Source organism: Candidatus Pelagibacter sp. PS_02, from assembly GCF_059418065.1.
In genome coordinates this window covers 199,700-211,284 of record NZ_CM182079.1, presented here as the reverse complement: position 1 = coordinate 211,284, position 11,585 = coordinate 199,700, and the positions used below count along the sequence as shown (strand labels likewise).

General features: G+C 30.1%; 11 protein-coding genes and 1 tRNA gene. 4 read left to right on the top strand and 8 right to left on the bottom strand.

The genetic code is table 11. The annotated features are described in order from the left end of the window. Positions 1 to 24 precede the first annotated feature (24 nt). Positions 25 to 1,107 carry a chorismate synthase gene (gene aroC / locus AC5SL4_RS01150; RefSeq protein ID WP_006997292.1) on the top strand — a complete coding sequence of 361 codons (1,083 nt, stop codon included), beginning with the start codon at positions 25 to 27 and terminating at the stop codon, positions 1,105 to 1,107. Positions 1,108 to 1,115: 8 nt separating this feature from the next. Here the strand turns inward: aroC and dxs are convergent, their stop codons facing one another. The 3 genes from dxs to AC5SL4_RS01135 are packed head-to-tail and all read right to left on the bottom strand — an operon-like array spanning position 1,116 to position 4,136. Next, the gene (gene dxs, locus AC5SL4_RS01145) at positions 1,116 to 3,029 is read right to left on the bottom strand and encodes a 1-deoxy-D-xylulose-5-phosphate synthase (protein ID WP_006997293.1); all 1,914 of its coding nucleotides are present in this window, start codon (positions 3,027 to 3,029) and stop codon (positions 1,116 to 1,118) included. Next, the gene (locus AC5SL4_RS01140; protein ID WP_006997294.1) at positions 3,029 to 3,901 is read right to left on the bottom strand and encodes a polyprenyl synthetase family protein; all 873 of its coding nucleotides are present in this window, start codon (positions 3,899 to 3,901) and stop codon (positions 3,029 to 3,031) included. The genes dxs and AC5SL4_RS01140 overlap by 1 nt, the downstream gene beginning before the upstream one ends. After that, a complete protein-coding gene (locus tag AC5SL4_RS01135) occupies positions 3,891 to 4,136 on the bottom strand; it encodes a hypothetical protein (RefSeq protein ID WP_006997295.1) in 246 nt (81 codons plus the stop codon). Before AC5SL4_RS01135 ends, AC5SL4_RS01140 begins: the two co-directional genes overlap by 11 nt. Before the next feature lie 20 nt (positions 4,137 to 4,156). On the opposite strand from AC5SL4_RS01135, the gene AC5SL4_RS01130 reads away from it, so the two are divergent. Beyond that, positions 4,157 to 5,089: an L-threonylcarbamoyladenylate synthase gene (locus tag AC5SL4_RS01130; protein WP_494587443.1), complete on the top strand. Its 933-nt coding sequence runs from the start codon at positions 4,157 to 4,159 to the stop codon at positions 5,087 to 5,089. 16 nt (positions 5,090 to 5,105) lie between these two features. Here the strand turns inward: AC5SL4_RS01130 and AC5SL4_RS01125 are convergent. Beyond that, positions 5,106 to 5,182: transfer RNA gene (locus tag AC5SL4_RS01125), tRNA-Arg, on the bottom strand. A gap of 23 nt (positions 5,183 to 5,205) precedes the next feature. Between AC5SL4_RS01125 and AC5SL4_RS01120 the strand changes: the two genes are divergently transcribed. Further along, entirely contained in the window at positions 5,206 to 6,186 is a 981-nt protein-coding gene (locus AC5SL4_RS01120; protein WP_494587442.1) for an RluA family pseudouridine synthase, read from the top strand. A gap of 54 nt (positions 6,187 to 6,240) precedes the next feature. After that, the gene (rpoH, locus tag AC5SL4_RS01115) at positions 6,241 to 7,122 is read left to right on the top strand and encodes an RNA polymerase sigma factor RpoH (RefSeq protein WP_006997298.1); all 882 of its coding nucleotides are present in this window, start codon (positions 6,241 to 6,243) and stop codon (positions 7,120 to 7,122) included. Here the strand turns inward: rpoH and AC5SL4_RS01110 are convergent. The 4 genes from AC5SL4_RS01110 to folP are packed head-to-tail and all read right to left on the bottom strand — an operon-like array spanning position 7,119 to position 11,332. After that, the gene (locus tag AC5SL4_RS01110; RefSeq protein ID WP_011281807.1) at positions 7,119 to 8,411 is read right to left on the bottom strand and encodes an adenylosuccinate synthase; all 1,293 of its coding nucleotides are present in this window, start codon (positions 8,409 to 8,411) and stop codon (positions 7,119 to 7,121) included. The two genes, rpoH and AC5SL4_RS01110, sit on opposite strands and share 4 nt — an antisense overlap. Beyond that, a complete protein-coding gene (gene thiD / locus AC5SL4_RS01105; protein ID WP_006997300.1) occupies positions 8,411 to 9,223 on the bottom strand; it encodes a bifunctional hydroxymethylpyrimidine kinase/phosphomethylpyrimidine kinase in 813 nt (270 codons plus the stop codon). Before thiD ends, AC5SL4_RS01110 begins: the two co-directional genes overlap by 1 nt. Position 9,224: 1 nt before the next feature. Next, a complete protein-coding gene (gene glmM / locus AC5SL4_RS01100; protein WP_006997301.1) occupies positions 9,225 to 10,556 on the bottom strand; it encodes a phosphoglucosamine mutase in 1,332 nt (443 codons plus the stop codon). Next, positions 10,556 to 11,332, bottom strand: a complete 777-nt coding sequence (gene folP, locus AC5SL4_RS01095) for a dihydropteroate synthase (RefSeq protein WP_494574171.1) — start codon at positions 11,330 to 11,332, stop codon at positions 10,556 to 10,558. Before folP ends, glmM begins: the two co-directional genes overlap by 1 nt. Between the last annotated feature and the right edge of the window lie 253 nt (positions 11,333 to 11,585).

Below are 11,585 nucleotides of genomic sequence, written 5' to 3'. Positions count from 1 at the left end.
AAAATAATCTATATACTATAGATAATGTCATTTAATACTTTTGGAAAGCAATTTCGTTTCACAACATGGGGAGAATCTCATGGCCCAGCATTAGGTTGTGTCGTTGATGGTTGTCCACCAAATATAAACTTAAAAGAGCAAGATATTCAAGTTGAGCTAGATAAAAGAAAACCAGGACAATCAAAATTTACAACACAGAGAAAAGAAGATGATAAAGTACAAATTTTATCAGGTGTATTTGAGGGCAAAACGACTGGAACACCTATTTCTTTAATTATTTACAATCAAGATATGAGGTCAAAAGATTATGGAGATATCAAAGATAAATTCAGACCTGGACACGCTGATTTTACGTACTTTAAGAAATATGGAATAAGAGATTACCGTGGCGGTGGAAGATCCTCTGCAAGAGAAACAGCTGCAAGAGTTGCTGCGGGTGCAATTGCTAAAAAAGTTTTAGAGAATAAATTAGGTAAAAAATTTAAAGTTGTAGGGGCTGTTACTCAATTAGGAATATTGGGATGTGATACTAGAAAATGGAACGACCTAACAATTAACAAAAATCCCTTTTTTTGTCCTGATAAGAATATGCTGAAACTTTGGGAAAAATATTTGTTAGATATAAGAAAGTCTGGATCATCTTGTGGAGCAGTTATTGAAGTAAGAGCCAGAGGAATTCCTGTTGGTTTAGGTGCTCCAATTTATTCTAAATTAGATATGGATATTGCCTCTGCAATGATGAGTATTAATGCTGTTAAAGGTGTTAATATTGGATCTGGAATGAATTCTGCACAATTAAGTGGAGAACAAAACTCAGATGAAATTTCACAAAAAGGTAAAAAATTAAAATTTGATTCTAATAATGCAGGTGGAATTCTTGGTGGTATTTCAACAGGACAAGAAATTGTTGTTTCATTTGCTGTTAAGCCAACATCATCGATTTTAACAACTAGAAAAACTATAAATAAGTTTGGAAAAAATACTACTATTTCAGTTAAAGGTCGGCATGATCCTTGTGTTGGTATTCGTGCAGTTCCTGTAGGGGAAGCAATGATGAATTGTGTTTTGTTAGACCATTACTTAATGAACAAAGCTCAGTGTAGCTAATTTTAAATTTAATTTTTAACTACTTTTATCGACTCTTTTGTAAATAAGATGTCTAGTATTTTTTTTGATATTTGAGATGCGTTAAGACCAGCAACATCATACATTTTTTTTGGACTATCTTGTTCGATGAAAATATCAGGCAATATCATGGTTCTAAATTTTAAACCTTTATCAAATATACCTTTTTCTGATAATAAATTTTCTACGTGAGAGCCAAAACCTCCAATAGATCCCTCTTCTACAGTAATCATAACCTCATGTTCTCGCGCACATTTTAAAATAAGTTCTTGGTCCAAGGGTTTAGCAAAACGAGCGTCAACTATCGTTGACTCAATTCCTTTATTTTTTAATTCTGCTGCTGCAATTTTACATTCTTCCAATCTAGTTCCTATACTTAAAATACAAACCTGTTTCCCTTCTTGAATAACTCTTCCTTTTCCAATCTCTATGTTCTCATCTATTGATGGTAATTCCACTCCTATGCCATTTCCTCTTGGGTATCTAATAGCACAAGGTTTGTTATTGATTGACATCGATGTATTTATCATTTTAACTAATTCTGCTTCATCACTAGGTGCCATTACTATAAAATTAGGAAGAGTAGAAAGATAAGTAATATCGAATGAGCCAGCATGAGTTGATCCATCAGCACCTACTAAACCTGCTCTATCTATAATAAATCTCACAGGTAAACTTTGAATAGCCACATCATGAACCACTTGATCATAAGCTCTTTGTAAAAAAGTCGAATAGATTGCAACATATGGCTTATAGCCTTCAGTGGCTAACCCTGCTGCAAAAGTAACAGCATGCTGCTCAGCAATTCCAACATCAAACATTCTTTTTGGAAAATCTTTGGCAAAAATATCCATACCCGTTCCACCTGGCATAGCAGCAGTAACTCCTACAACTTTACTGTCTCTTTCTGCATGTTTCACTAAAGTGTTTGCAAAAACCTTTGTATAAGCTGGAAGATTTGTTCCACTTTTTACCTGTTCGCCAGTTACAACATTAAATTTTGAAACACCGTGATAATGATCACTAGCTTTTTCAGCATAAGAATATCCTTTACCTTTTTGAGTTTTTATATGAATCATAATTGGACCTTGATGCTTTGAGTCTCTTGCATTTTTTAAAATTGGTATGAGTGTAGACAAATCATGTCCATCTATTGGACCAACATAATAAAAGCCTAAAGAATTAAAAAGAGTACCACCAGTTACAGCTGATCTTAAAAAATCCTCAGCTTTTCCAGCTTTAGCACTAAATCTTTTAGAAAAAGCAGAAACTATTAATTTAAAAGTTTCCCTTAAACTGAAATAAATTTTTCCTGTTAACAGTTTAGCTAAATAAGTTCTCATAGCACCTACTGGTTTTGCAATCGACATATCGTTATCATTTAAAATAACAATCATTTTAGTTTTTGAAGCACCTGCGTTATTCATAGCCTCATATGCCATACCCGCACTAATTGCTCCATCTCCTATAACTGCGATTATATTACTTGATTTATTTGATAACTTATTTGCTTCTGCCATGCCTAGAGCTGATGATATTGATGTTGAGCTATGTGCTGCACCAAATGGATCATACTCACTTTCAGATCTTTTTGTAAAACCAGACAATCCATTACCTTGTCTCAATGTTTTAATTTTTGATTTTCTTCCAGTCAAAATTTTATGTGGATAAGTTTGATGACCCACATCCCAAATTAGTCTGTCATTTGGAGTATCAAATACGTAATGTAAAGCTACGGTTAGCTCAACAACCCCAAGACCTGCACCTAAGTGTCCTCCTGTTTCAGATACTGCATCAATCATCTCTTTTCTAACTTCGTTAGAAACTTCTTGAAGATCGTTCTCTGATAATTTTCTTAAGTCAGAAGGAAAATTAATATCTTTGAGAAATTTATAGTTTTGCATTATTTATTTCTTTTTAAAATGTAGTCTAGGGTTTCATTTAAACTGTTAGTGTTTGAACTATATTTATTTAAATCTTTAATTATTTTAGACTTAATTTTATCAGCATATTTAATAGCATTTTGATATCCTAGTAAACTGATTAAAGTGGCTTTACCTTTTTTCTTGTCCTTACCGGTTAACTTACCAGCAATAACTGTAGAGCCCTTAAAGTCTATTAAATCGTCAGCAATTTGAAATAAAAGTCCAATATTTGACCCTATATTTTCAAAAAACTTTATTTGTGTATTACTTTTTCTCTTAATAATAACTGGGACAGTGCAACAAAAGCTAAAGAGCTTGCCTGTTTTTTTTATTTCCATGTCTATAATTTTACTTTTAGAAACTTTTTTCTTTTCAAAACTAAGATCTAAATATTGACCACCAGCTATTCCTAGATGTCCAGAAGTCTCTGAGAGTTTTTTTATTAGATCTACTTTTATTTTTTCATTTAACTTTAAGCTCGAACTAACCAAGATTTCAAAAGCCATTGTTAAAAGTGAGTTTCCTGCTAGTACCGCTGTTGATTCTCCAAATTTAATATGTGTAGAAATTTTTCCTCTTCTTATTTTATCATCATCCATGCAAGGTAAATCATCATGTATTAATGAATAAGCATGAATACATTCAACTGCAGCACCAATAGAAATTAATGTTTTATAATTAATTTTAAATATAGCTCCTATATCAATTAAAATTTTTGATCTAATTTTTTTTCCACCAGGAAATAACCCATATTCCATAGCAGCTATTAATTCTGTTCTTTTTTGTCCTTTAATAAATTGCTTTAAAAATAAGTTTGTATCTTTTGCTATTCTAGCAAGTTTATTTTGCATTTTTTTTTGAATTTATATTGTTAATTTTTTTTTTTGTTTCTTCATTGATCATTTTTGAAGTTTTATAGAATTTTTTTTCAATAATATTATTTAATTTTAATAATTGCTGATATGAATCAATTGAATTCTGCAAGTCTTTCTCCGACTCCAAAGATTCAATAATATTGTTTGCCTCTTTTGTTAACTCCTCAAGAGATAGTGTGTTATTATCAAGTGGTAAATTTTTATCTTTCATATAATAATAATTATTAATACATGAAATCTAATCAATCAAATATCAAAAAAGCAAAAAAATACCTTGATAAAAATTACTGTATTGGCGTACCAACTGAAACCGTTTATGGTCTAGCAGCTAACGCATACAAGAATTCAGCGGTAAAAAAGATTTATAATTTAAAAAAGAGACCAAAAAACAACCCTCTAATAGTACATTATCACGATATCGATTCTCTTAAAAAAGATTGTTTAATAAATGATAATTTTATTAAACTTTATAAAAAATTTTCGCCTGGCCCAATAACATACGTATTACAATTAAAAAAAAACTCTAAGATTTCAAAATATGTAACTAATAATAAGAAAAGTTTAGCAGTAAGATTTCCAAAACATACAATATTTAAAAATTTACTAAAACAGCTAGATTATCCATTAGCTGCACCTAGTGCTAATATTACAACTAAAGTAAGTGCTGTTAATGCAAAAGATGTTAAAGAAGAATTCGGTAAAAAAATTAAATATATTTTAGACGGAGGTACTTGCGCTATTGGAATAGAGTCTACAATAGTTAATCTTACAGCTAAACCAACTATACTGAGATTAGGAGGTCTAGATATTTCAAAAATTCAAAAAGCTTTAGGTTTCAAGATAAATATATCTACCAATCCTAAGAAAAAAATAGCTCCTGGTCAATCACGGCTACATTACTCTCCTGGTATTCCTTTAAGAATGAACGTCACAAAACCAAAAAATGACGAAGCTTTCATAATAATTAAGAAAAAGAAAACTAAACCCAAAAATTATTTTTATTTAACTTCGAAAAGTAATTTAGATGAAGCAGCAAAAAAGCTTTATTCGTGTCTAAGAAAAATAAAAAATGAGGGTTATAACTCGATTGCTGTGGAAAAGATTCCTAATATAGGACTTGGTAAAGCTATAAATGATAGATTGCGGAGGGCATCAAAGTATTAGACATTTTGTTTGGTTATGGTGCGCCTGCTAGGAGTCGAACCCAGAACCTCCTGATCCGAAGTCAGGCGCTCTATCCAGTTGAGCTACAAGCGCATATAGTATTAATATTACATTTTATGGAAAAAAACATTAATTTAATAGTTGGTGAAGATGAAAATAATCTCAGGCTTGATGTATTCATCAATAAAAGAGAAAACTTAATTAGCAGATCCAGAATTAAGAATTTAATTCTTAAAGAAAAATTAAAAATAAATGATCAAATTATTAATAGTCCCTCAAAAAAAGTACTGAGTGGAGATGAGATAAATCTTCAAATTCCAGAACCTAAAGAAGCATCATTAAAGCCATATAATTTTAAGTTACAAATTGTTTATGAAGATGATGATTTGCTAATAATCAATAAACCAGCAGGTATAATTATGCATCCAGGTGCAGGAAATTATGATGAAACAATTGTTAACGCCTTAATGCATTATAACAAGGACTCGTTATCAACAATAGGTGATGAACTAAGACCTGGCATAGTTCATAGGATTGACAAGGATACTTCTGGATTAATAGTTATTGCTAAAAATAATGAAACACACGAAAACTTATCACATCAATTTAGTGAGCACACAATTACAAGAGTTTATCAGCTTTTAATTTGGGGGAAACTAAGACCGTCCTCTGGAAAAATTGATACATTTATAACTAGAAGCTCAAAAAATAGACAGATGATGGAAGTCAGCAATTCTAAAGGCAAAAGAGCAATCACTAATTACAAAACAATTGAAATTTTTGAAAATGATAAAACTCCTACATTAAGCTTAGTGGAATGCAGATTGGAAACTGGAAGAACACATCAAATAAGAGTTCACATGACACATATGGGTAATAGTATTATGGGTGATGGAAAATATAAAAAAAAATATAAAAAACTTAAAAATATCAATACTAATTTAGAAAATTTAATTTATAAATTAGATAGACAATTTTTGCATGCTCAAACATTGGGGTTTATTCACCCAAGAACTAATGAGAAAATGGTTTTTACCTCAATTTTGCCACAAGAACTTGAAAATATTTTAGTATTACTTAGAAATACCGGCAAATAAAACCTTGAAATAATACTATAGTCAATTAAATAAATACAACTTATGAGTACTACAATGAATAGTAATCTTCCTGCACTTTCTAATGAAGGTGGTTTATCAGCTTATCTGGAACAAATTAAAAAATTTCCTATGCTGGCAGCAGAAGAAGAATATATGCTTGCAAAAAATTGGAAGGCAACAGGAAATGTTAAAGCTGCAGAAAAACTTGTTACTAGTCATCTAAGACTCGTTGCAAAAATTGCGATGGGTTACAGGGGATACGGTCTTCCAGTAAATGAAATGATTTCAGAAGGAAATGTTGGGCTAATGCAAGCTGTTAAAAAATTTGAACCTGAGAAAGGATTTAGATTAGCAACTTATGCAATGTGGTGGATTAGAGCTTCTATACAAGAATATATTCTAAGATCTTGGAGCTTAGTAAAAATAGGAACAACAACTGCTCAAAAAAAATTATTTTTCAATTTAAAGAAAATTAAAAATCAAATCGCTCCTCAATCTGAAGGTGATTTAAGACCTGAACATGTAACTGAAATTGCAAACAAGTTAGATGTCAACAAAGATGAAGTAATTTCAATGAACAGAAGACTATCTGGCAAAGAATTTTCTTTAAATGCACAAGTTGGAGAAGATGGTGATGAGTGGCAAGACTGGTTGGTAGATAAAGAGCTTGATCATGATCTTAAATTTGCACATCAAGAAGAAATGGGTCAAAGACAAAACTTACTTAAAGATTCTATAAAAATTCTTAATGAAAGAGAAAAAGAGATTTTATACTCTAGAAGATTAAATGATGAACCTACAACACTTGAAGATTTAAGTAAAAAATACAAAATTAGTAGAGAAAGAATTAGACAAATTGAAAATAAAGCATTTGAGAAGCTTCAAAAACACATGTTATTGTCTGCTAAATCTAAAAATCTACTTCCAGTAAACTAAACCTCAAAGGGGTTTTCTAAAAGAATAGTATCTTCTCGTTCAGGGCTTGTTGAAATACTTGAAACTTTTGTTCCAATAAAATCTTCTAATGCATAAATATAATTTTTTGCATTTTCTGGTAAATTTTCAATATTCTTTATTCCTTGTGTGGAACTTTTCCATCCAGGAAAAGTTTTATAAATTGGTTTAATTTTTAACTGATCCTCAACTGCAGCAGGTAAGTAATCCATTTTTTTGCCATCAAGCTCATACTCGACACACATCTTAATTTCATCTAATTCATCTAAAACATCTAATTTAGTTAATGCTATTCCGTCTATGCCTGAAATTTTAATTGTTTGTCTAACCAAAACACCATCAAACCAACCACACCTTCTTTTTCTACTAGTGACCGTCCCAAATTCTTTTCCTCTTGAACCAAGCAATTCTCCAATATCATCTGTTAACTCAGTTGGAAAAGGTCCTTCACCAACTCTGGTAGTGTAAGCTTTTGTTATTCCAAGAACATAATGAATAGAATTAGGACCACAACCAGTTCCTGTTGCAGCCGCAGATGCAACAGTATTGGATGATGTTACAAAAGGGTAGGTTCCATGATCCACATCTAGTAGTATTCCTTGTGCACCTTCAAATAATATTCTTTTTTTTTGTTTCTTAAATTCATCAATTCTAAGCCAAACAGGTTGAGAAAACTTTAATATTTCTGGAGCAATTTTTAAGAGTTCTTCTTTAAGTTTATCTTTTTCAAAAATTTTTTTACCTAACCCTTTTCTAATTGCATTATGATGAAGAAGCACTGTTTCCAATCTATGGTCTAGATTAGTCTCAGATCTTAGATCCATAACACGGATTGATCTTCTTCCCACTTTATCTTCATAGGCTGGCCCAATTCCTCTTCTTGTTGTTCCAATTTTTCCTTTTCCAGCAGCATCTTCTCTTATTTCATCCATCTCTCTATGAAATGGTAAAATAAGATTTGCAGATTCTGAAATTATAAAATTATCCACATTAACCTCAACACCCTTAGATTTAATTTCCTCTATTTCCTCTAATAGTGCCCACGGGTCAACAACAACTCCATTTCCTATAATAGAAATTTTATTTTTTCTTACAATTCCAGAAGGTAGTAATCTTAATTTATAAGTTGTTCCATCAATTACTAATGTGTGTCCAGCATTGTGTCCTCCTTGAAAACGAATAACAACATCTGCTTGGTCTGATAGCCAGTCGACTATTTTACCTTTTCCTTCATCACCCCATTGAGATCCAACAACTACAACATTTTTCATTATCTAAATTTTTTTTCTATTGTTACTGAACTTAAATGGTTGATAGGCCCATGACCTTTACCGAATTTAAGGTTTGAATTTATTGAATTGTGTACATACTTAGTTGCAAGCTCACAAGATCTCTTTAAGGTTTTTCCACATGAAAAGAATGTAGAAATAGCAGAAGAAAGGGTGCAACCAGTGCCATGTGTATTCCTGGTTGTAATTCTTTTATTTTTTATAATGAAAATTTCATTTTTGTTTACAAAAATATCTTGGACGATTTTAGATTCTAAATGACCACCTTTTATAAAAACATTTTTTGCTCCTAATTTTATTAGTATGCTGGCAGCAAAAATCATATCTTCTTTTGTTCTTATTTTAGTTTTAGTTAATATTTCCGCTTCTGGAATATTTGGAGTAATTAGGCTAACTTTTTTAATTAGTTCATTTTTTAATAACTGAATTGCCTTATCATCAATAAGTTTTGCGCCACCTTTAGCTACCATAACAGGATCTAAAATTATTTTTTTTACTTTAATAAGATTTAATGAATGAATTACTGATTTTATTACTTTTGTAGAATGCAACATTCCAATTTTTATGGCATCAGGTTTAATGTCTTTTGAGGTAAATTCTATTTGATTTGAAATTTCCTTTGGATCAATTGGTACTATTGATTTTACACCTGTTGTATTTTGAATTGTGACAGCTGTTATTGCTGTCATGGCATACGAACCTAAAGCTGTGATAGTTTTAATATCAGCTTGGATGCCAGCACCACCAGATGAATCTGATCCAGCAATAACTAATATTTTAGATTTTGGTTTCAATTTATTTAATTTTTCTTAAAATGATTTTCAAACATTTTTGAAGCAATTTAATATTATCACTCTCTCCCATTACTCTGATTTTAGACTCCGTTCCTGAGCTTCTAACTAATATTCTACCTTGACCTTTAATTAATTTTTCTGCTAATTTTATAGAATTTTTAATATCAATATTTTTAATTATATTTTTGTCTTTAACATCAATATTTTCTAATATTTGTGGAGTTTTATTAAAGGTATTAAAAAAACTACTAGCTTTTTTTCCTTTTCTTAATGAAAATAAAACTTCTAAAGCAACTAATAAGCCATCTCCAGTAGTTGCAAATTTGCCTAGAATAATATGCCCTGATTGTTCACCACCTAAATTAAAATTATTTTTTTGCATTTTCTCTTTTACAAAGCGATCTCCTACATTTGATCTTAAGAATTTTATATTATATAGTTTAAAAAACTTTTCTAATCCATAGTTAGACATTAAAGTGCCAACTACACCTCCTTTTAACATTTTTTTTCTTTTCCATCTCATTGCTATTGCAGCAATTATTTGATCTCCATCAATTACAATACCTTTTTCATCACACATAATAATTCTATCGGCATCTCCATCAAGTGAAATTCCTATATGTGCTTTATATTTCTTTACTGCTAATCTGATTTTATTTGGAAAAGTAGATCCACAATTTTTATTAATATTAAGACCATTAGGATTTATTCCGATTGAAAATACTTTAGCACCTAAAGATTTTAATAATTCAGGCCCAGCCTTGTATCCAGCCCCATTTGCACAATCAATCACTATTCTTAAACCTCTTAGGTTAAAATCTTTTGGTAAATTATTTTTTAAAATTTTTATATAATCTTTATTTGCATTTTCTAACCTTTTTACACGACCCAATTTTTTTGGTTTTGATAAAGATTTTTCAATTTTTTGATCAATTAAAGTTTCAATTTTTTTTTCAATTTTATTTGACAGTTTTAACCCATCTGGTCCAAATAATTTTAACCCATTGTCATGATATGGATTATGAGATGCTGTAATCATAATTCCCATGTTAGCTTTCATACTCTTTGTGAGCATTGCTAAGCCATTAGTTGGAAGTGGGCCTAATGTATAAACGTGCATACCAGCCGATGTAAGTCCTGATACTAACGCAGGTTCCAAACTATACCCTGAGAGTCTCGTATCTTTAGCAATTATTGCTATTTGTTTCTTTTTTTTTTGAGTTTTAAAGTAAGTTCCTGTTGCAAGACCAAATTTAAAAAACATGTCTCCATTAATATTTTTACTATTAACGGCACCTCTTATTCCATCTGTTCCAAAATATTTTTTTGCCATTAGTTTTTAATTAATTCTTTAAACACCTTTATACTTTGTCTTAATTCATTCACATCATGAATTCTTAGAATTTGAACTCCTTGCATTATTGCATACATGGAAGAAGCTACTGTTCCACCTAATCTTTCCTTGCTATCATTTTTTCCAGATAAATCCTTAATAAATTTTTTCCTAGAAAGTCCAAGTAATATAGGAAAACCAAGAGTATGAAAAATAGAAACGCTTCTAATTAAATTCATATTATGTTTCAAATTTTTTCCAAAACCAATTCCTGGATCAATTACAATATTATTATGTTTTATACCCATGGATCTTAAAAATTTAATCTTTTGTTCAAAAAAATCATAAATATCTAATAATTCATTTTTGTACTTAGGGTTTTTTTGCATTTTTTCTGGTGTACCTTGTGAATGTTGAATGACAAATGGAGTTTTGCTTTTTATCAATACCTTAACTGTTTTAGGGTCATAACTTAGACCTGACACGTCATTTATAAGTTTAACTCCTAAATGAATCCCTTTAATCATAATTTCTGATTTTCTTGTATCTAATGATAGTGGAATTTTTTTATTAACATCTTTTAATATTTCTTTTATTCTATTCCATTCTTCCTTTTTACTTACAGGTTTAGATCCAGGTCTTGTTGATTCTCCACCAACATCAATAATATCTGCTCCAGATTTAAATAAATTCTTTGCATGAGATATTCCTTTTTTCTTTTTATTAAATTTACCCCCATCAGAAAAACTATCCGGTGTTAAATTTAATATACCCATTATATTAGGTATTTTATTAAAATTTAAACTTGAAAAGTTTTTATTTTTTTTAACGATAGTCTTGAGATCTTTATTAATTTTTTTTTTCAGTAGTTTGGGTAATTTTTTTATATCTTTAAGATCAATTTTTTTGATAGAAGTTCGTGTAAGAATTTCAATTTGTCCAAAAGAAATTTTCTTATTACCATTTAGTGGAAGATTTTTTTTTTCTAACTAATTCAATTGAAAATTGACCATAAGCAAAATTACACGC

What these genes read in the sequence shown, in the direction of transcription:
- AC5SL4_RS01130 (WP_494587443.1), top strand. Translation starts at nt 4,157, where the DNA reads ATGAAATCTAATCAATCAAATATCAAAAAAGCAAAAAAATACCTTGAT.
- glmM (WP_006997301.1), bottom strand. Translation starts at nt 10,556, where the DNA reads ATGGCAAAAAAATATTTTGGAACAGATGGAATAAGAGGTGCCGTTAAT.
- folP (WP_494574171.1), bottom strand. Translation starts at nt 11,332, where the DNA reads ATGGGTATATTAAATTTAACACCGGATAGTTTTTCTGATGGGGGTAAA.
- AC5SL4_RS01120 (WP_494587442.1), top strand. Translation starts at nt 5,206, where the DNA reads ATGGAAAAAAACATTAATTTAATAGTTGGTGAAGATGAAAATAATCTC.
- AC5SL4_RS01135 (WP_006997295.1), bottom strand. Translation starts at nt 4,136, where the DNA reads ATGAAAGATAAAAATTTACCACTTGATAATAACACACTATCTCTTGAG.
- aroC (WP_006997292.1), top strand. Translation starts at nt 25, where the DNA reads ATGTCATTTAATACTTTTGGAAAGCAATTTCGTTTCACAACATGGGGA.
- dxs (WP_006997293.1), bottom strand. Translation starts at nt 3,029, where the DNA reads ATGCAAAACTATAAATTTCTCAAAGATATTAATTTTCCTTCTGACTTA.
- AC5SL4_RS01140 (WP_006997294.1), bottom strand. Translation starts at nt 3,901, where the DNA reads ATGCAAAATAAACTTGCTAGAATAGCAAAAGATACAAACTTATTTTTA.
- rpoH (WP_006997298.1), top strand. Translation starts at nt 6,241, where the DNA reads ATGAATAGTAATCTTCCTGCACTTTCTAATGAAGGTGGTTTATCAGCT.
- AC5SL4_RS01110 (WP_011281807.1), bottom strand. Translation starts at nt 8,411, where the DNA reads ATGAAAAATGTTGTAGTTGTTGGATCTCAATGGGGTGATGAAGGAAAA.